Source organism: Solibacillus sp. FSL W8-0474 (assembly GCF_038004065.1).
Classification (GTDB): domain Bacteria; phylum Bacillota; class Bacilli; order Bacillales_A; family Planococcaceae; genus Solibacillus; species Solibacillus faecavium.
Window position 1 is genome coordinate 2,535,638 of record NZ_JBBOQJ010000001.1, and the last position, 18,883, is coordinate 2,554,520.

The window sequence follows — 18,883 nt, forward strand, 5'->3', positions numbered from 1 at the left end:
TAATCTCCATGCATTTGAAAAGCGCTTAAATTAATGACTTATTAATTAGAAGCATTCGCTAAAGCTTCAGCACGTTCTTTTTCCCATGCTTCCTTAGCAGACTTAAATTCTTCATTACTCATTGGCTTTTCTAGGATAGACTGACCTTTAAATTTCTCGGATGTTACACCAAATGGTGAATATTGTGATTCAAATGGATTTAATTTTGAAGCAACATAGCCACCGCCACCAACAGCGTATGGAATGACAAATGCTTCATCAATTAAAAATGCTTCTGCTTTTGCAAAAAGTTCATATCGAACTGCCGGATCTATTTCCGCTTTTGCAGCAGCAACCAGCTTATCGTACTCACCGTTGTAGCCTTCAGCCAATTCCGGTTTGTTATACGTACCACCTTCAGTAAATGGATCTGTGTACGTAGATGGATCTGCAAAGTCAGGACCCCAGTTTGCTTCAATCATAGAAAACTTACCTGGACGACGAATTTCACCTAGGAAGCCTGTCGCTGGACCTGCATATAACTCAACATCGATATAATCTGTACCTAATAAGTTTTCAAGCTGTTGTTCAACAACTTGTGAACGGTTTGCCCATTCAGGTGAACCCGAGTTATAAGGCAGCACAACTTTTACGGGGAATGTTGCTTTACCATTTAAAGCTGCCATAGCTGCTTCCTTATGTTGCAATGCTGAATCTTTATCGAATGAATCACTTTCAGTAATTGCTTTTAATGGTTCTAATAATGTGTAATCAACACCTTCAACGTCTACGAAGTTTTTCGGTGTAATTGTATTCGATAATAAATCTTGAGGGTTGTATGGCTCAATTGTTAACATTGCTGATACACGATCCAGCGCATGGTATAGTGACTTACGGAAATCTTTGTTATTTACTGCTACTTTCCAGTTTTCCGGCTCATACTCTGCATCATATTGTGGATCAAAGTTTAATGCATAGAAGTACGTATAAAAGTTATTGTTGTTTTGACGTACTAAATCTTTTTTGTCTTCGCTGTTTAACCATTCATCTAAAATTGATGTCGGAATAGCTGCACCGTCGATTTCATCACGTAAAAATAGTTCTGGTGCTACAGTAGCTGCTTCTTTGTTGTACTTATATCGGATTCTGTCGATTTTAACCGTTTCTTTATCCCAATATTTATCATTTTTAACAAGAACACGCTCATTTTGTGGCTCAAATTTGTCTAAAACATAAGCACCGTTGTATAAAATGTTTTCACGTGTTGTACCGAATTCTTCACCCTTTTCAGCTAAAAACTCACCGCTGACAGGGAAGAAACATACGTAGTTTAACATTGATAAGAAGTATGGCGTTTGACCTTCCAACGTATATTCCACTGTCTTTTCATCAATTGCTTTTATGCCGACTTGTGAGAAATCAGTTACTTCTCCGTTGTAAAATGCATCACCGTTTTTTACAACAGTTGCAATCCATGCCGTAGATGACTCATTTTTTGCATCAAGCACATAGTTTAATCCGTCTACGAAGTCCTGAGCGACAACATCTGCCACTTCTTTCCCCTCGTGATCTACCCATTTCACACCGTCGCGCAGTTTGAATGTCCAAACCGTCGCATCATCATTGGATTCCCAACTTTCAGCCAAGCCAGGTTTAACTACTCCGTACTGATCGTATTCTATTAAGCCTTCTACAAGATTTGCAGATAAAGCAAATTCATTTGTTTCAGCCGTTTTTAAATAGTTTAGCGTTTTAATTTCACCTGAATAAACCGTTCTATATTCCGACGTTTCACCAGAATCTGCTGAATCATCACCGCATGCTGCCAACAATAGAGCAAACATACTCACTACAATGAATAAATATTTTTTCATGTAATTTCCCCCAATTTTCTTTTTTTATTTGGCTATAAAAGCCTCTATTAAAAATCCAATTCCCGAAGCATCGCTCATTTGAATGTTTTCCCCTTCAAATAACGGTCCCCCTTCGATAGGATCCTTAACACATAAGCTCGGTCCGTCTAAATCCACCATTGTGACATTTTTATTTGCTGCTGCAAAATGCGCTGCTGCACTCACACTGATTTTTGTCTCCAGCATACAGCCAATCATGCATTCCACCCCATTTGCTTCTGCAATAGCATTAATTTGCTGTGCTTTTGAAATACCGCCAGTTTTCATTAGTTTAATATTTATTAAATCCGCAGCACGCTTTTCAATAACTTCGATTGCTTGCTTAGGAGAAAATACACTTTCGTCCGCTAAAATATTCGTATACGTTTGATTCGTTACGTATTGCATTCCGGAAATATCACTATAATGAACTGGCTGTTCAACCAGTTCCATATCAGCTCCGCGATCTTCTAGCTGACCGATAATTTTAACAGCTTCTTTCGGTGTCCATCCTTGGTTCGCATCGACTCGTAACACAACGTCCGGACCGACAGCATTTCGAATAGCCAATATACTATTAACATCACTATGTGGATTTTTCCCTACTTTAACTTTTAAAATGGAAAAACCGCGTTTAATAGCCTCTAAGCTATCCTTCACCATTTCTTCTTCGTCATTCACACTGATTGTAATATCTGTCGTAATCTTACTTCGATAACCACCGAGTAATTTATACAAAGGTGCATCGTATTTTTTTGCCCATAAGTCATATAGGGCGATTTCAACAGCTGCCTTTGCACTCGTATTTTGATACATACATTTATCGATCCGCTCACTAAGAAGTGCAATCTCATCAATTTCGATTCCAATAATGAGTGGCGCAATCACTTCTTCAATTGCATAACGAATTGATTGAAGTGATTCTCCTGTAATAACATGCGTTGGTGCTGCTTCCCCAATTCCAATAAATCCATTATCCGTATATATAGTTACGACGATGTTTCGTATATTATATACAGTGCGCAATGCTGTTTTAAAAGGTGTAATAAGTGGTGCTTCAACTAAGCCAACATCTACTTTTGTAATTTTCATAAAGTCATCCACCTTAAGTTAAAAACTGCAGCAGTCGAAGTACCTCAAAATAATCTGTCGTTTCAAACTGCACTGTATTGTGCGCCTTAAATTTAGCGCCGGGATAAAATGAATTACGATATGCTTTTATATGGTCTTTATAAATAATCTCCACATTAAACTGTTGAGGTAATTCGATTTGAAGCTTACTGCGTTCAATTTTCATTGCTTCTTCAATCAGTCTTTTCGTTTCTTTTAACGTCGTTTGTGGACTTACGCTAATTGTTGCATGACCAATTCCTTCTTTTGTTGCAAACGTTACGATCTCGTCATTATAGCGGGCGATGTGCTCTGTTAATGCTTTATCGCCACTTACAAATGCTACTGGCACGCCATGCAGTGCTGCGGCATATGTATTAATTAGAAACTCACTTGCATATTCGCCGTTAATTTTGACATCTGCCAGTAAGCTTAACGTATGGGCAAGCGGGTTTTTTTCACTTCCGCCCTCACTGTGATAGCCGATAAAAATTGCACGGTCAAAGCTTTCATCCAATCCAGCAACCATACACATTGGCTCTTGTGTCCAACCTCGAATTATTTTTACATTTTCCGGTAAGTTCTCAATTAAAATATTCCGCCCAGAATCATGAGCATCTTTCAGTAATATTTCTGTAGCGCCCCCGGCAGTTGCACCTTCTATCGCTGCTAGCACTTCTTTTGTCATTTGCTGCTGAAACTGTGCATAGTCGGAAGTATTTAATTCTGTTTCACTCCAAACAGTCGTTCCTGTAATTCCTTCAATATCTGCGCTTATATATACCTTCATCTGAATTGGTACTCCTTTAATTCGTTCTGTTCAATAGTGGCAATAATTGGTCCGTACATGCATTGGTCTTTATTTGATTTCCGCGCCCATGCTCTATTTCCGTAATCATAATGCCACCACTCTTCTTCGTAATTTTGAAATCCTGCTTGTGTCATGCAGTGAAACAAGATTCGCCGGTTAATATGTGCTGCTTCATTTTCCGAACGATGTTTTTCAAAATAAGCGGTAGCCGATTTTTCCTCAGTAGCATCAAATGCTGTCCCTAAATCCAATGGACGTCCCTGCTCGTCGCCTAACGTTAAATCAATTGCCCCGCCTGTTAAGTGTGGCGACGGAGAACTGTTTTCGACACTTGGAAATGCAACATACTTTAGTGTCTCCTGTTCAAGTTGATCAGCCATCCAATGCGGGTATTCTAATCGTATTTTATTTTTAATCTCTCTATATAAAAACGACTGAACTTGTAGTGGGCGAAACCCATCGTATAAAATAAAGCTCATCGTTTCCGGTAAAAGTTGAAGTGCTTTTAATAGTTTCTTTGCAGCTTCCTGACGCAAATATAGCTTATTCAGGCTATCCGGAATACCTTTCAAAAAATATTGCGGCTCGATATACAATTTATTTGCTATCGGCTTAATTTCTACTAAAGGCTCCCCGTTTTCCTTTAAATCAGGGATCATTTGAGATGCTGCATTTATGGTTATTGGAAATGAATAATAATATATCTTGATGGATACCTCCTACCTGTTAGGACTTCAAATGATTTCCTAATATAATTTTGATATGGAAAATATTTTCTAAAAATAATATCTAAAAATTTAGAGTTTTCAAACTTTTAAGTATAAATTTAAAATATCACATATATTTCGATAGTGAAAGTTTTTTCTTGAAAATTTGCTAGTAGTTTACTAATCATGCAAAAGATTCTCTTTCATCTGACACTTTTCGTCAAATTTCTTGTTTTCTTTAAAATAAAATGCCTTTCACAGAATAATAATGTGAAAGACAAATCATTGTAGGAGTATTCCCATTAGAAAACTTCAATTAAATATTTATTAAAATATTAACTTTTTTACTATATGATTATTTCTCCCAGTAGTTGTTTCAGCCTGTGACATTGAATTAAGAATCGCCTCTTCTGTAGCTTCGGCCGCTGCCATAAATAATGAGTTCATTACTTCTCGGTCATCGCGTAATTGCAGGCGTGTTTCTAGAGTATCATCGTAATGGTGCTGGATTTTTCTCGCAGTTGTAAATCCTATTACGATATCCCCACTCCCGTTTGAGAAATGGCTCCCTGTTCGTCCTAATCCAATACCGCAACGTTTAATTACACGTTTTAGCTGACGGCTGCTAAGAGGCGCATCTGTTGCAAGTATTATAATAATTGATCCATCAGTGGGACTCATTGTAGGTTCGCTGCTGTTTGCAGAAGTGGTATAGCGTTCCTTCAAGAATTCGTTTGCCTTTCCAAAATTACTTAATACGAGGCAGCCAACCATATATTGCTTTTCATCAGTATCATTTACGACACGTGATGAAGTGCCAATGCCCCCTTTATGACCAAAGCATATCATTCCTTTGCCTGCCCCAATTGCTCCCTCTTCAGCGCGATTGTTTGAAGCGCTATATATCGCCTCTATGGCATGCTCAGGTTTCACAGGAAAGTGACGAATCGAATTTAAATGACTATCATTACATTCACCAACTACTACGTTCAACGTCCCGGTCGTCACTCCAATTTCTTCATTATTTTCAAGTAAATAATGGAGTGTACCTTGTGTAACGTTTGCCACACCAAAAGTGTTTGTGAGCATGATTGGAGATTCCAAAACTCCAAGCTCGTCCACTTGGACTAGACCAGTTGTTTTTCCATATCCATTTAATACATAGCTTGCTGCCGTTACTTTTTCGCGATATAAATTTCCTGGGTGCGGTAAAATTGCGCTTACCCCTGTACATGCCGCATCTCCCGAATCATTTATCGGATAATCCAGTGTAACATGACCGACCATTACTCCTTCGACATCCGTAATGCAATTTTTATTGCCTGTATGTAATTGCCCGATTTTAATGCCCATATCACGTACTTTCATTATCATTGCTCCTTTGTATTGGAATTTTTTATAAATCTATCGTAATAATAATTTTCTAAAAAGGATAGCAAAAATAAAAATACACTACCTATTCTTAAGTAGGGAGTGTATTTTAAAGTCCATTCAAAATGAATACGCTATTATTAAGAACAAACGTGTATTAAGTTTTTATAATTCAAGAATCCCTCTCGTCCAACGATCTACAAAAGTTTCAAATGTAATGCCGTACCGGTTATACACTTCATGATAAACAAAATAACTACCAAGTTTTTCAAGTAACTCATCGTCGATTCGCATCTCCAACACTCACTTTCCACTTTTTTCAAAACTACCTATTCGATATACTATTCATTTATAAACTATTGTGACCCAACTTTAAGCACCGTATACATGAACAGATATTGAAATAAAAAATTTATATTTCCATGCAAAATTCCTCTTCAATTTCTAATTACAATCTGTTGCAAATATTTCACATTCTACTACAAAAATGATGCGTTTCCTTTTACACATTTTAGTAAAATGATAGTAATGACAACATTGGAGGGACTCTAATGAGAAGTTCTATATTATTTTTATTTGCAGCAATTTTGTTAGCGGGTTGTGGAGATACGATTGGTGATATTAAACAGGCGGCAGCTGGTATTAATTCTAAGGCAAATGAAGCCGCTACTGCCATATCAACTGATGTGCACTCCATCCGGGCAGTTGAAATGGAGTTCGACAATCAGACTTTTACAATTAATGACTTATTTAAAACTATATTACGCGATGTGCAATGGTATTATGACGAAAATGGGAACGAGCAACAATTAAAAATAACAGGTACATGGCAGGATAATGGGCTATTTGGAGAAGAAAACTTCTCGGAAATCGAGAAACAACAATTAATTGAAAATAGTAAAATTGAGGTCATTTTGTTTTTCCACAATGGTGTGTTAGATGAGGAAAAAACAACTGTCAGAATGTCTCAAAATAGACAAACAATTATTGACCAAAAAGGCACTGAAGCCCTTCTCCATTTCTACACGATCTACACGAAAAGTTAATATTTTGTTTACTCTTTCATGTTAAGGGAAATAGACATATGTAAATACTTTTAGGAGGTTTTACTATGTCAAATGGATTTTCAGATAAAATAAAAGGTACAGGCAACAAACTAAAAGGGGAAGTAAAAGAGTCAGTCGGACGTAATACAAACGACCCATCCCTACAAGCTGAAGGAAAACGTGACCAAGTAAAAGGTAAAGCACAAGAAAAAATCGGTGATGCCAAAGAGAGTATCTCCAATAGAATGGACAATAGAAAATAAAGTCCTAATTCTCGAAACTAGTAATTTTCCATTACTAGTTTCTTTTTGTTTTGCATCCATTTGTTTTATTCAAACAGGAAATAAGGCTCAAGTAAAATGAAGTTTTTATATATTACAATATTATACTTTCTATTTATAGGAAATTTGTTATACTTTAAGTAAATATTATAACTAAAAAGGGGAAGTAATTATGACAATTGATCAATCTATACCCCTATCAAAAGATCGATTATTTAATTGGTTAAAAACCTTAAGTAACCAACTTTCGAAAGGAACGCTCATCATTGACATTAACGATGAGAATCTATCCATTCTACATGCGAACCCATATTTTTCAAAATTAACTACTTTTGAAAACAAACAAGTCATTAATCAAAATATCAACATTTTAAACGGGAAAAGAACAAATGAAAAAACAATTGAAGATTTAAATTTACATTTAAAATCCGGTTCTCCAAAAAAATTAACAATTTTACATTACACTAAAGAAGGTTCTGCCTTTTGGAATTCGATTACCCTTCATCCTATCAGGAATGATGAAAAGATCATTCAATACGTTTTATTAACATGCGAAGATACAACAGAAGAAACATTAAATAAAATGATTTATAAATTGGAGCACGAAGTATATCAAGCGATCGATAATGAGAATAACCTGCAATCGATTTTGAATTTAATTTCGGAAAAAATTGAACTATTTTATATTCGAGATGTCTATTGTACGATTCATTTATATAACAAGAACTATGAGATTAAATCTATGGGTTCTTATACATTACCAGAGTACGTAATTAATAAACTAGATCTTCTTGAGATTACACCAAAATCCAGCTTTAATAAGAGCGCTGTTTACTTAAAAGATTTTACGGCTACTCCACAGTGCGCCGATATTTCAGAAAATTACGAATTGGATGCGATTAAAGGTTCCTGGACAAAGTTGATTTTGACACCACAAAACGAAGTTAGCGGTATCTTAACATTATTTAATCAGGACAGTACGGAATTAAAACAAATTGATATTAATTATTTAAATCGTTTGACGCTCCTTATTCAACTTGCCATTAAATATGCAGAACAGAAAATACAATTGCGCCATTTAGCCTTTTATGATGCAGAGACTAATTTACCGAACATACACTACTTTAAGACACAAGTATCCGAATGGTTAACTACAGGTGAATTAGGATTTGCAGCAATTATCCACCCTACCGAATTTAACAAAATTGTGGATTTATATGGGCGTTGCGCAGGTGCTGACCTATTAAGTCAAATGGCCAACCGATTACGAGAGTATTTAGTAGTAGATGATGTGCTCATTTCACGATTTTCAAATTCCATAGTTCTAGGGATAAAAGGAGAAATTTGTTTCACAACTTATTATCAACAGATTGAGCTACTTACACTTATTCCTTTTTTAATTGATAATAACGAAACTTATATTACATTAAAAATAGGCTATACAACTTTCGATCAATCCTTGACAGTAGATCAAATTATCCATCAGTCAGATATTGCTTTATCAAAAGCTCGTAAACGAAGCGGCAATAGTTTTGAGATTTATGAAGAAAACAGTACAAAGAAACTGATAGAGGAAATGGAGATTATCAATCAATTGGCATATGCGCTACACCACGAAGAATTTGTAGTATATTTACAGCCCAAAATTAATTTTACTACGATTGAAGTAGAAGGATTCGAGGCATTGTCAAGGTGGAATTCAAGCAGACTCGGTTTTATTTCACCAAATAAGTATATTCCAATAGCTGAACAAACTGGGAAAATAAAAGAGATCGATCTGCTGAACTTTAAAAATATACTCATTTGGCTACAAAGCCGTCTAAATAATGGCAAAAGAATATTGCCTGTCTCCCTTAATATTTCACCGGATCATTTTTATGATCCACAATTTTTGGAAAACATTCAGAATACGTTTAACCAATTCCATGTTCCACCACAATTTATTAAACTCGAAGTAACAGAAAGCATTGAATTAGTTGATTTCAAGAGAGCAAAGGATATTTTAGATCAATTAAAGGCACTTGGTATTGAATGCTCCATCGATGATTTTGGTGTAGGTTTTTCTTCCTTAAGTTATTTACCTCAATTGCCTTTTTCTGAAATAAAAATTGACCGTAGCTTTGTTAGCTCAATGGATGAACCAGGCATGTATGCAATAGTACAAACGATTATTCTACTTGCAAAAAATATTAAAATGCGAGCGATTGCTGAAGGTATTGAAACTAAGGAACAACTGGCTATGCTTCAACAACTCGGCTGTCCTGCCGGTCAAGGTTACTATTTCTACAAACCGATGTCGATTAATGATGCCGAACAATTATTAGACACAAAAAAACCAGCTGACGAGAAATAGTTTTTATTCCCGTCAGCTATTTTTTTAGTTTACATTATTCGGTAAATCTTCAGATAAGAATGCGATTAAATCGTGTAAGTTTTGCTCACTGACACCATGACCTACCGGATATGATTTAAATGTAACTTTCGTGCCGTAGTCATTGAAGAAACGCATTGCATGCTCTGCCCATTCAAATGGATAGTCGTAGTCATATTCTCCATGTGAAATGAAAATTTTAGAACGATCCATCGTTTTTTTACTGTATTCTAGTGCAGCAAACTCCGGCAAATAACCACTTAACGCTGCTGTACCACGAATCGTATCTCCCATTACCATTGCAAGGGACTGTGCTAATGCAGCTCCTTGATTAAAACCAACGACATAAAGTTGTTGTTCATCTAAATTATATTGTTGAACTGCTTCTTTTATAAATGCTTCAATTCCCTTTAATACTTTATCAAAAATAGCACGGTTTGGCTTACCTTCCTCTTCGAATGTATAGAAGGCATAGCCAGGTCGATGTTGAATAGGTCCTTGCAAACTAAAAATATGACATTGTGTTGAAAATGAGTCAACTAATTGTAATAAATCGTTTTCATCACTTCCTAAACCGTGCAATAAGAAGATTGCAGGTTTTTTCTCTGCATCATTCATTACAGGGGCTTTGTGTAAATAAGTAAATGGTGTATTCATTTTTGTATCTCCTTTTAAGAAAGCGTCATTTTATTGACGATTTGGTCGGTAAAATAAGCAATATAACCGTCCATCGTTTTTAACGTTTCGTCAATATCACCTTGTGCTAAAAGTGTCGCTTTATTCGCACAAATTAATGTTAAAAAATCGACGCGTAATCCATGCTCCACAGATGCGTATGCATAATCATAAATTACATCTGCATCTTCTACTTTTAATGCTTCATATTGCTGATGGAAAGCTTTCGTATAATCATCCATCTTTTCTGCTACACTGTTACGAATCTGCATTTGGTGTACCATTAGTTCATTTTCAATATATGATACAGTCGGTAACTCCCCAGCAGTAAATGTAGCACGAACAAGATCTGTCCATGCCATTTTATTTTCAACGAAGTAGGCCATGTTTAACATAAGACGATCATAAAAGTCTATTGTTGAAGTGGACGATTCTCGTTTATCATTAATATTTTGTTGGATAATCGTTTGAAATTTTTGGGGATCTGCTTTACTGGATAATAAAAATAATGCTTTTTCTATATATGTAGCAATGTCCTTTTGTATATTTTCGGCTGTCATAATCAATCACTTCCTTAATCTATTGGCTTCTTTTTTCATTTACTATCGTACCATTCCTCATATAATATCGCACGTATCCAATACATTATACCTGGGCAGTTTGTATCGGAAATATGTAAGTTAGTATGTTCTTCTAAAATAACCGGGAATGCACACGATAAGAAGTTAAAAAAATGCCACTTGGTCTAGTAGACAAGTGACATTTAAACTTTAAATTAAAGTGCTTTTACTTTAGCAACTATATTTTCTACAGTGAAGCCATATTCTTTTATAACAATTTCTCCAGGCGCTGATGCACCGAATTTATCAATTGCTAGTACGTCACCTTCAAAGCCAACATATTTATGCCAACCGAATGATGAACCCATTTCGATTGCTAAACGTTTTGTCACAACTTTTGGTAATACAGACTCTTTGTATTCTTTAGATTGCTTTTCAAAACGGTCCATTGACGGCATTGATACAACAGATGCATCAATTCCTTCTTCCAGTAGCGCTTTTTTCGCCTCTACAGCTAAGCCAACTTCAGAACCCGTTGCAATTAAAATAGCATCCGGTGTTTCTTTTACTGATGCAGCAACGACATAGGCACCTTTTTCAACACCTTCATATACAGCATCTTTCGCTACGTCCAACACCGGTAAATTTTGACGAGATAAAACTAATACAGTTGGAACTGACTTACTTTCTAAAGCTAATTTCCATGCTGCAACAGATTCATTTGCATCTGCCGGGCGAATAACCGAAAGATTTGGCATTGCACGTAATGATGCTAAATGCTCGACAGGCTCATGAGTAGGGCCATCTTCCCCTACTGCAATAGAATCGTGTGTAAATACATACGTTACAGGTAAGCCCATTAATGCTGATAAACGAATTGCAGGACGAACATAGTCTGAGAATACGAAGAATGTACCGCCAAATACGTTTAATCCTCCGTGTAATGCCATACCGTTCATTGCAGCACCCATTGCAAATTCACGTACACCAAACCAAATATTACGACCTTCTGGAGTATCAGCGAAGAAATCTCCAGCGCCTTTAATCGTTGTTTTGTTTGAACCTGCCAAGTCTGCAGAACCACCAAAGAATGAAGGAGTAGTTTTTGCAATGGCATTGATTGCATCACCAGAAGATGAACGCGTTGCTACTGCAGTGCCAGCTTCGTATACTGGTAATTCAGAAGCAAAGTTTTCCGGTAAATTGTTTTCCATTGCATTTACAAATTGTGTAGCTAGCTCCGGATATTCATTTTTGTAGCTTTCGAACAGTTCATTCCAAGAAGCTTCCGCTTGTACACCCTGTATTTCGCTTGCCGCTTTAAATGTTTCGTACACTTCATTTGGTACGAAGAATGACTCATGTTCCCAAGCATATGCAGCTTTCGTTAAAGCAACTTCATCAAATCCAAGTGGCGCACCATGGCAATCCGCTTTACCTGATTTATTTGGAGAACCAAAACCGATGACAGTCTTAACTTCGATAATTGTTGGTCCGCCAGTATTTTGTTTTGCTTTTTCAATCGCTGTATTAATTTCAACAAGATCAGTACCATCTTGAACTTTTAAATAATTCCAACCATAAGATTCAAAACGCTTTTGGATGTTTTCTGAGAATGACTTTTCCAGATCACCATCAAGTGAAATATCATTTGAATCATATAGCACAATCAACTTATCCAATTTCAAGTGTCCTGCAAGTGAAATCGCTTCTGCAGCAACACCTTCCATTAAATCACCATCGCCACATAGCGCAAATGTATAGTGGTCTACAATATCTAAACCTGGCTTATTGTATGTTGCAGCTAGATGACGCTCAGCCATTGCCATACCTACTGACATCGCAATACCTTGCCCTAATGGACCTGTAGTTGCTTCAACACCTACTGTATGACCATATTCCGGATGTCCTGGAGTTTTAGAATTCCACTGGCGGAAATTTTTTATTTCTTCCATCTCTAAACCATATCCACCTAAGTGCAATAAACTATATAAAAGCATTGAGCCATGTCCAGCCGATAATACAAAGCGGTCACGATTGTACCAATTTGGATTTTGTGGGTTATGACGTAATTGCTTCGTCCATAAAGTATAAGCCATTGGAGCTGCACCCATTGGTAAACCTGGGTGACCTGAGTTTGCCTTCTCTATTGCATCGATTGATAATGTACGGATTGCGCTAATTGCTAACTGATCCATCTGTTGTGTCATTGTGTGACATCCTTTCTCGTACGATAATTCTACATCCTATAGTTTAGACAAATTCCCCTAAGAAAACAATCTTTTCTAATTGAGTTTATTAAAATATGTCATACTTTATAAGAAATGTGTCATATTATTAAACATTCTAATTTAGAAAGTTTTTTTGCGATTTTATTTGTTTTAATTTTTCTGGCGTTACATCATTACCTTCTTCATCAATAACTTTCATATGCTCTATCGTATCGCGCATAGTCGAACGGAATGTGTCTAAATATTCCTTGCGCAGTGCCGTACGTTCCTTTGCTAATTCTTCCGTTAACTTTCCTTCTTTTGCTAATTTTGAAAGCTCATTAATTCGAGCTAATTTTTCTTTTGATAACATCTTAATCTCACCTTTCTACATACCAATAATACAAAGGTATAAAAAAAAGACTGGAAGGGCAAGTAAAAACGCTTTGAAAGTAACTACTCTTACAGCGTAAAAACATTGAAATAATAAGGTTTGAGCTAAAAACACGACATAAATTTTACTATGGAATGCAATTAAACTTAAGATTATATTCACTCATTTATTCATCATCGCTATAAAAAACGCTTTTTCTGATGCGTGAAAAATTGGTATCCGATCCGGGAACACTTTCCATGGGAACGACTTGAGTCTGTCGTCTTAGACGTTGGTTCTCCTGCGATTACTCGTCGCAAAATAAATTTCGCTGTTCACGTTGGTGTCGGCCCCTTCCCTTCAACCAATTTAAATGTTTTTATACATATTATGCTCACTACAGAGCCTTTCTACTTAAGTCCTAGTCGCCTCATCTAAAATAAATGCAAATTTTTCGGTATTGTCATCTGCTTCAATACTAATTCCAAATACAGTAACCGCATCATTCTTAACTTCAACATCAGTAAGCTTGTTAGTCATCCTTTCAAAAACCTTAGAATTCATTTTAATTTTTTTTACGTGCTTACCTTGTGAATTTAAATAGTCCAGATCTTTACGAATTTGTTCTAATAATACGTCCAAAATTTCTCCTCCTAATACTTTAATACCTTCTGATTCATATCATTCCACAAACTAAATAAATCATAATAAAAAGCCACGCTCAAATGAACGTGACTCTTCTGTAATACTTTAGTTAATTTTTATAATTGCTATAGAATTCCTGTAATTGTGTTGCGATATCTTAAGGACAATTTTAATCTTCAAAATGCTCCATATATTCAATATATCGTCTATGTACTGTTGCTTTACTAATGGGTATACCCAAGCCTGATATGGTAGTGGCTATTTCAGCAAACGTTAAGCCTTTTTGACGGAGCTGAACAATTTCTTCAACTGGTACATCCTTTCGTTCGCGACCTTCAATATTCCCACGGTTTTTTAAATTATTTTGGGGTTGATACCCGTTTTCTACTGCTCGACGCATTCCCCGACGAATTTTAGCATTGTGCATACGTCGCTGATACTCTTCAACTACAGCCAATATTTCAAGCAGCATCGTATCCATCTCATTTAACACTACAGGACCAGCATCATTCAATGTATAAACAGTCGCTTCGTATTTTTGTAATAGATGGAGAACTGCCATTCTTGCATTCCCTCGCCCTAAACGAGTTTCGTCCTGAACAAATAATGCTTTGATCTTATTTTCCCTCATATAATCGAGCATATCCAGTAATCCATCACGTTCCACGTCATAGCCGCTATGTTGATCCGTAAAAATCTCTACTTCTTTAAAACCGAATGCTCTTGCATATTTCGTAAGTTCCTCTTGCTGGCGCTGCAACGATGTTTCTTGCGCACTTTTTTCGGTACTGACTCGGCAATAAATTACTGCTTTAGTTTTTTTCATTATTATCTCTCGCTACCTTAATTGTCGACACATCGGATGATTCATTCAACTGAACAATATATTGGGCTTCCTTTTCAACTGGTACAACCAATATTTGTCCTGAAACAACTTTTCCATCTCGTAGGCCGTTTTCTTTTTTCACTTTGTTTATCCAATCATGCGTTGCCATTTTACCACGATAATGGTCTGCAAGCGACCATAAAGTATCTCCTTGTTCGATAGATACTTGTTCGTATAATTCTATATTATTGTCTTTATGGAATATTAATACCAATAATAGAATAGAAAACATGAGAAACATTGATGTGAAGCTGTTTAACTTAATTTTTTTCATAATAAAAACCCCTCTTTTCGAATATACGTTCGGAATGTTTGTTCCCATAATAATACGAACATATGTTTTTGTCAACCGTTTTTTCGAACTTATGTTTGCATTCGTGTTCGCATACTGCTATACTTACACTAAGAAAAATAGCATGATAAAGAGGTGAGTTAGTTGACACAAAAAATTTCCAAGCGACAAGAAGCTATTCTAACTTTTATAAAAGAGGAAGTTCGTTCAAAAGGCTATCCGCCTTCAGTTCGTGAAATTGGAGAGGCAGTAGGTTTAGCTTCTAGTTCAACTGTCCACGGGCATTTAGCTCGATTAGAAAGTAAAGGGCTTATACGTCGCGACCCTACTAAACCGCGTGCCATTGAAATTTTAGATCAAGAAGAGCTACCAATAGCTAAGCAAGGTGTAATTCACGTACCATTAATCGGTAAAGTTACAGCTGGTTTACCTATTTCAGCTATTGAAGATATCCAAGAATATTTCCCGCTGCCCGATGCATATGGATCATCAGAAGATGAGTTATTTATGCTTGAAATAATGGGTGAATCAATGATTGAAGCAGGCATATTAAATGGGGATTACGTTATCGTCAAGAAAACTTCTACTGCAAGCAATGGAGAAATTGTTGTTGCAATGACCGAAGAAGATGAGGCGACTGTGAAGCGTTTCTACAAAGAAAAAACTCATTTCCGTCTACAACCTGAAAACAGTTCAATGGAGCCGATTATTGTTAATCAAGTATCAATTTTAGGTAAAGTAGTAGGGCTATATCGAAATATTCATTAATTAAAAGCTTGCCATTCTAATAGAATCGGCAAGCTTTTTCTTTTTCAAACAAAAAACCCAGCCGAAATCGACTGGGTCCTCCTTTATTTTTTACATGCATTTATAAAACTACTAAATAAACGTTGTGCATAAATATCACCGTTTGGTGCCAACTCTTCAGGGTGCCACTGTACAGCCACACAATATGGATGGGATTCGTGCTCTATTCCCTCAATTATACCGTCTTTTGCAACAGCCGATGTGATCAGACCTTTCCCTAATTTCCCTACTGATTGGTGATGGAAAGTATTCACACGAAATGATTCTTCTCCAAAAATCGCTTTAAACTTTGGTGTTTTCACATCAACAGTGTGGGCTAATTCTCCGCGCTTGGATGGTTGCTTATGTTGGACTATATTTTCTACCTGTGATGGAATATCCTGAATAATCGTACCTCCAAAGGCTACATTCAAAATCTGCTGTCCTCGGCAAATACCTAGAATGGGCATTTGTCTTTTAAATGCTTCATTCATTAATAAAAGATCACTGTCATCACGCTTTCGTACTACACTCCCGATATTACGATGCGGCTCTTCATTAAATAATAACGGATCGATATCCGCACCACCAATTAATACAATACCATCAACAATATCCAATAAAGCCTCAACATTGCCTTTCGTCGCATTCGGAATACAAATCGGAATTCCCCCTGCTTGTTCAATTGATGTTAAATAGACATTATTAATATCCATTTTCTTGTCAAAGTCATACATCGTTAATCCAATAATCGGCTTCATTTTCTATCCCCTTAAAGTTAAAAAATAATTCAAATATTTTAAATTATACTATTATATCGCCTTAAATGACTACAAAAATTTACAAATAAAGGGGCTGCTAAATGCAGACCCTGTTTGACTATACAATTTCAAGTTGTTTTATAAAATATTCCTTAATTTCTTTCCAATTATGGACGCGTGTATATCCTTCTTCTGCCCGATTGTATGGCATTGAATACAATAGTCCTGTTCCTTTAAATGCCGCAAGTTGTCTTGGACTGTCGTCAATTAAATAATCGGTATGTATAACTGCTTTATTTCCGCAAAATACAATATTTTGTGTTTTGATGAATGGAAAATGCTTGATTAGCCAATCATATTTGGCTGTGAATGATCCCGGTACATCCATTGCAGCAGTAGCTATAAAGATTTCATAATGCTCCTGCAGCTCCTGAATGACTTCAATTGCATCGTCATCCAGTAAGTCCAAATCACGGAAATAATCTGGCTCATTTAATAGTGCAAATAGTTTCTTCGCATCTTCACGTGGTAAATCACGCTGCGTAGTTAATAAAAATTCCTCGTCCGTAAAGGAAGTGCCAAAATTCTCATTGTAAGTAATACGTAACTTAGAATAAAAGTCAGCTAAAACCTGGTCCATATCAATCGCAATACTTTTCTTCATATAATTTCCTCCTTGAAATTTCTAATTTAAGTTTATACAATTATATCGTGAAATAACAAGGTATTACTCTCTACAACTAACAACGAACATATTTGCGTTTAAATCCGATACGCCCTTTTTCAACTTGCTTTACAATTTCTGCATACGCGTTTACTTTTCCAGGCTTTTTCCCTTTATGCTTAATTTCTACCTCACCAATATCCTCTGCAATTTGCAACGCCTCATTATGTAATGGCTTAAAAGAAATACCGACAGTCATTACAAAGTTATTCATCGCAACTTGTGTACGTGGTGGTACTCGGTGGATATTTTGTTTTACCTGTTCAAGCATTTCCTTCATTTTCTGAACTGAGAACTCCTCATCTTTTCTATTACCGAGGAGCCAGCAATAACAATGCCAGCCAGCAGACATTTTCAGCTCTTCTCCACTTGCAATCCATTTATCGCTTACTTGTTGGGCAATTTCAGATTCCGCTAATGTAACTGCAACAATATAATCAGATATCATATAAAAATAGGCTTGCTCAATCCATCGATTATAATCTGCTTCCGACATTGCTTTTGAATCTGCGATGATTCCGGCAAAATACATCGCATCATAGTTGCCAGTTGCATATAATTGTTCCGCAAGTTCCTGGTCTATTTTGATTTGCTTAACATATGGTTTCATCGAGCCAATCGTTACACCAAATAGCGGTTCCTTTGCTCCGTTAGACATGTAAATTTTTTTCGTTCGTTCTTTTCCTAATTTTTCTAGTTCATGTATTATCATATTGAAATCCATATTAATCTGCTCCTTTAATCTGGATGTAAAACGGTTTTTTTTCCCTTATATATATCATCTGCAATTAAATGTACATAATAACCATTGTATAGTTTTTACACTTCACGAGTATGTAATATGAATTCAAGATAACAGATAAAAATCCCTTTTATCATTTAAAAGTAAATATATTCCATAGAATAATAAAACAACCTCTGAACAGAATAAATTCAGGAGGTGATATTCATGAAAAACAAAAACATGAATACTGAATTTGGGATGGAAACAGACGTTAACAAGGTTATTAAGCAAAACCAGCAGGCTGAAGCTATAAAGCAGCAAGCTTCTGGTCAATTCGCTAATAACGGTTTACAAAAAAGCCCTAGTTCAATGAACGCGGAATTTGGAATGGAGACCAATGTGAACCAAGTTAAAAAGCAAAACCAACAAGCTGAAGCTAAAAAGCAACAAGCTTCCGGCTTATTTGCTAATAGTGGTTTACAAAAGAAACTTAGTTCAATAAACGCGGAGTTTGGAATGGAAACAGATGTAAGCCAAGTCAAAAAGCAAAACCAACAAGCTGAAGCCAAAAAGCAGCAAGCTTCTGGATTATTTGCAAAGAATCGTTCCCAAAACGGTAAATAATTGAATATCATCCCCATACCGGCAATTAATATTGCCGGTTTTTCTCCTTAAAAAA

Annotated in this window: 21 protein-coding genes; 5 read left to right on the forward strand and 16 right to left on the reverse strand. The window is 36.1% G+C overall.

What is annotated here, in order from left to right; translation table 11 throughout:
- Positions 1-41: 41 nt before the first annotated feature.
- From NYE67_RS12795 to NYE67_RS12820, 6 genes are all read right to left on the reverse strand, one after another.
- Positions 42-1,853 (reverse strand): peptide ABC transporter substrate-binding protein, encoded by a 1,812-nt coding sequence (locus tag NYE67_RS12795; RefSeq protein WP_340730252.1) that lies wholly within the window; start codon positions 1,851-1,853, stop codon positions 42-44.
- A 24-nt stretch (positions 1,854-1,877) separates the two neighbouring features.
- A complete protein-coding gene (locus NYE67_RS12800) occupies positions 1,878-2,963 on the reverse strand; it encodes a mandelate racemase/muconate lactonizing enzyme family protein (protein ID WP_340730253.1) in 1,086 nt (361 codons plus the stop codon).
- 13 nt (positions 2,964-2,976) lie between these two features.
- The gene (locus NYE67_RS12805; protein WP_340730254.1) at positions 2,977-3,771 is read right to left on the reverse strand and encodes a M55 family metallopeptidase; all 795 of its coding nucleotides are present in this window, start codon (positions 3,769-3,771) and stop codon (positions 2,977-2,979) included.
- Positions 3,768-4,451, reverse strand: coding sequence for a M15 family metallopeptidase (locus NYE67_RS12810; protein WP_340730255.1), 684 nt, complete (start codon positions 4,449-4,451; stop codon positions 3,768-3,770). Before NYE67_RS12810 ends, NYE67_RS12805 begins: the two co-directional genes overlap by 4 nt.
- A 375-nt stretch (positions 4,452-4,826) precedes the next feature.
- The gene (locus NYE67_RS12815) at positions 4,827-5,867 is read right to left on the reverse strand and encodes a P1 family peptidase (protein WP_445683375.1); all 1,041 of its coding nucleotides are present in this window, start codon (positions 5,865-5,867) and stop codon (positions 4,827-4,829) included.
- Between the two features lie 168 nt (positions 5,868-6,035).
- Positions 6,036-6,173: a hypothetical protein gene (locus tag NYE67_RS12820; RefSeq protein ID WP_191705031.1), complete on the reverse strand. Its 138-nt coding sequence runs from the start codon at positions 6,171-6,173 to the stop codon at positions 6,036-6,038.
- A gap of 248 nt (positions 6,174-6,421) precedes the next feature.
- Here NYE67_RS12820 and NYE67_RS12825 point away from each other — a divergent pair, with 248 nt between their 5' ends.
- The 3 genes from NYE67_RS12825 to NYE67_RS12835 all read left to right on the forward strand — a co-directional run bounded on the left by NYE67_RS12825 (position 6,422) and on the right by NYE67_RS12835 (position 9,550).
- Entirely contained in the window at positions 6,422-6,916 is a 495-nt protein-coding gene (locus NYE67_RS12825) for a 23S rRNA methyltransferase (protein WP_340730257.1), read from the forward strand.
- 65 nt (positions 6,917-6,981) lie between these two features.
- Positions 6,982-7,179, forward strand: a complete 198-nt coding sequence (locus NYE67_RS12830; RefSeq protein ID WP_340730258.1) for a CsbD family protein — start codon at positions 6,982-6,984, stop codon at positions 7,177-7,179.
- Positions 7,180-7,369: 190 nt separating this feature from the next.
- Entirely contained in the window at positions 7,370-9,550 is a 2,181-nt protein-coding gene (locus NYE67_RS12835) for a sensor domain-containing protein (RefSeq protein WP_340730259.1), read from the forward strand.
- 24 nt (positions 9,551-9,574) lie between these two features.
- On the opposite strand, the gene NYE67_RS12840 is transcribed toward NYE67_RS12835, so the two are convergent.
- The 7 genes from NYE67_RS12840 to yneA form a co-directional block, all read right to left on the reverse strand.
- Positions 9,575-10,225: an alpha/beta hydrolase gene (locus NYE67_RS12840; RefSeq protein WP_340730260.1), complete on the reverse strand. Its 651-nt coding sequence runs from the start codon at positions 10,223-10,225 to the stop codon at positions 9,575-9,577.
- Between the two features lie 14 nt (positions 10,226-10,239).
- On the reverse strand, positions 10,240-10,803 hold the full coding sequence (locus tag NYE67_RS12845; protein ID WP_340728493.1) for a DNA helicase: 564 nt from the start codon (positions 10,801-10,803) through the stop codon (positions 10,240-10,242).
- 215 nt (positions 10,804-11,018) lie between these two features.
- The gene (gene tkt, locus NYE67_RS12850; protein ID WP_340730261.1) at positions 11,019-13,013 is read right to left on the reverse strand and encodes a transketolase; all 1,995 of its coding nucleotides are present in this window, start codon (positions 13,011-13,013) and stop codon (positions 11,019-11,021) included.
- A 136-nt stretch (positions 13,014-13,149) separates the two neighbouring features.
- Positions 13,150-13,386, reverse strand: a complete 237-nt coding sequence (locus NYE67_RS12855) for a DUF896 domain-containing protein (RefSeq protein ID WP_191700270.1) — start codon at positions 13,384-13,386, stop codon at positions 13,150-13,152.
- Between the two features lie 414 nt (positions 13,387-13,800).
- Positions 13,801-14,028, reverse strand: coding sequence for a lactate dehydrogenase (locus NYE67_RS12860; RefSeq protein ID WP_340728495.1), 228 nt, complete (start codon positions 14,026-14,028; stop codon positions 13,801-13,803).
- 172 nt (positions 14,029-14,200) lie between these two features.
- Positions 14,201-14,857 (reverse strand): YneB family resolvase-like protein, encoded by a 657-nt coding sequence (locus tag NYE67_RS12865; RefSeq protein WP_340730262.1) that lies wholly within the window; start codon positions 14,855-14,857, stop codon positions 14,201-14,203.
- A complete protein-coding gene (gene yneA, locus NYE67_RS12870; protein ID WP_340728497.1) occupies positions 14,844-15,191 on the reverse strand; it encodes a cell division suppressor protein YneA in 348 nt (115 codons plus the stop codon). Before yneA ends, NYE67_RS12865 begins: the two co-directional genes overlap by 14 nt.
- Positions 15,192-15,353: 162 nt before the next feature.
- Here yneA and lexA point away from each other — a divergent pair, with 162 nt between their 5' ends.
- Positions 15,354-15,977, forward strand: a complete 624-nt coding sequence (lexA, locus tag NYE67_RS12875; RefSeq protein ID WP_340730263.1) for a transcriptional repressor LexA — start codon at positions 15,354-15,356, stop codon at positions 15,975-15,977.
- Between the two features lie 83 nt (positions 15,978-16,060).
- On the opposite strand, the gene NYE67_RS12880 is transcribed toward lexA, so the two are convergent.
- The 3 genes from NYE67_RS12880 to NYE67_RS12890 form a co-directional block, all read right to left on the reverse strand.
- On the reverse strand, positions 16,061-16,756 hold the full coding sequence (locus NYE67_RS12880; RefSeq protein ID WP_340730264.1) for a gamma-glutamyl-gamma-aminobutyrate hydrolase family protein: 696 nt from the start codon (positions 16,754-16,756) through the stop codon (positions 16,061-16,063).
- 118 nt (positions 16,757-16,874) lie between these two features.
- A complete protein-coding gene (locus NYE67_RS12885) occupies positions 16,875-17,420 on the reverse strand; it encodes a 5' nucleotidase, NT5C type (protein ID WP_340730265.1) in 546 nt (181 codons plus the stop codon).
- A gap of 76 nt (positions 17,421-17,496) precedes the next feature.
- The gene (locus tag NYE67_RS12890; RefSeq protein WP_340730266.1) at positions 17,497-18,204 is read right to left on the reverse strand and encodes a DNA alkylation repair protein; all 708 of its coding nucleotides are present in this window, start codon (positions 18,202-18,204) and stop codon (positions 17,497-17,499) included.
- Positions 18,205-18,429: 225 nt separating this feature from the next.
- Between NYE67_RS12890 and NYE67_RS12895 the strand changes: the two genes are divergently transcribed.
- Positions 18,430-18,828, forward strand: a complete 399-nt coding sequence (locus NYE67_RS12895) for a gamma-type small acid-soluble spore protein (RefSeq protein ID WP_340730267.1) — start codon at positions 18,430-18,432, stop codon at positions 18,826-18,828.
- Positions 18,829-18,883 lie beyond the last annotated feature (55 nt).

Bases quoted from the DNA above. Each gene is read 5' to 3' on its own strand.
- NYE67_RS12795 (WP_340730252.1), bottom strand. From the start codon at position 1,853: ATGAAAAAATATTTATTCATTGTAGTGAGTATGTTTGCTCTATTGTTG.
- NYE67_RS12800 (WP_340730253.1), bottom strand. From the start codon at position 2,963: ATGAAAATTACAAAAGTAGATGTTGGCTTAGTTGAAGCACCACTTATT.
- NYE67_RS12805 (WP_340730254.1), bottom strand. From the start codon at position 3,771: ATGAAGGTATATATAAGCGCAGATATTGAAGGAATTACAGGAACGACT.
- NYE67_RS12810 (WP_340730255.1), bottom strand. From the start codon at position 4,451: ATGATCCCTGATTTAAAGGAAAACGGGGAGCCTTTAGTAGAAATTAAG.
- NYE67_RS12815 (WP_445683375.1), bottom strand. From the start codon at position 5,867: ATGAAAGTACGTGATATGGGCATTAAAATCGGGCAATTACATACAGGC.
- NYE67_RS12825 (WP_340730257.1), top strand. From the start codon at position 6,422: ATGAGAAGTTCTATATTATTTTTATTTGCAGCAATTTTGTTAGCGGGT.
- NYE67_RS12830 (WP_340730258.1), top strand. From the start codon at position 6,982: ATGTCAAATGGATTTTCAGATAAAATAAAAGGTACAGGCAACAAACTA.
- NYE67_RS12835 (WP_340730259.1), top strand. From the start codon at position 7,370: ATGACAATTGATCAATCTATACCCCTATCAAAAGATCGATTATTTAAT.
- NYE67_RS12840 (WP_340730260.1), bottom strand. From the start codon at position 10,225: ATGAATACACCATTTACTTATTTACACAAAGCCCCTGTAATGAATGAT.
- NYE67_RS12845 (WP_340728493.1), bottom strand. From the start codon at position 10,803: ATGACAGCCGAAAATATACAAAAGGACATTGCTACATATATAGAAAAA.
- tkt (WP_340730261.1), bottom strand. From the start codon at position 13,013: ATGACACAACAGATGGATCAGTTAGCAATTAGCGCAATCCGTACATTA.
- NYE67_RS12855 (WP_191700270.1), bottom strand. From the start codon at position 13,386: ATGTTATCAAAAGAAAAATTAGCTCGAATTAATGAGCTTTCAAAATTA.
- NYE67_RS12865 (WP_340730262.1), bottom strand. From the start codon at position 14,857: ATGAAAAAAACTAAAGCAGTAATTTATTGCCGAGTCAGTACCGAAAAA.
- yneA (WP_340728497.1), bottom strand. From the start codon at position 15,191: ATGAAAAAAATTAAGTTAAACAGCTTCACATCAATGTTTCTCATGTTT.
- NYE67_RS12880 (WP_340730264.1), bottom strand. From the start codon at position 16,756: ATGAAGCCGATTATTGGATTAACGATGTATGACTTTGACAAGAAAATG.
- NYE67_RS12885 (WP_340730265.1), bottom strand. From the start codon at position 17,420: ATGAAGAAAAGTATTGCGATTGATATGGACCAGGTTTTAGCTGACTTT.
- NYE67_RS12890 (WP_340730266.1), bottom strand. From the start codon at position 18,204: ATGGATTTCAATATGATAATACATGAACTAGAAAAATTAGGAAAAGAA.
- NYE67_RS12895 (WP_340730267.1), top strand. From the start codon at position 18,430: ATGAAAAACAAAAACATGAATACTGAATTTGGGATGGAAACAGACGTT.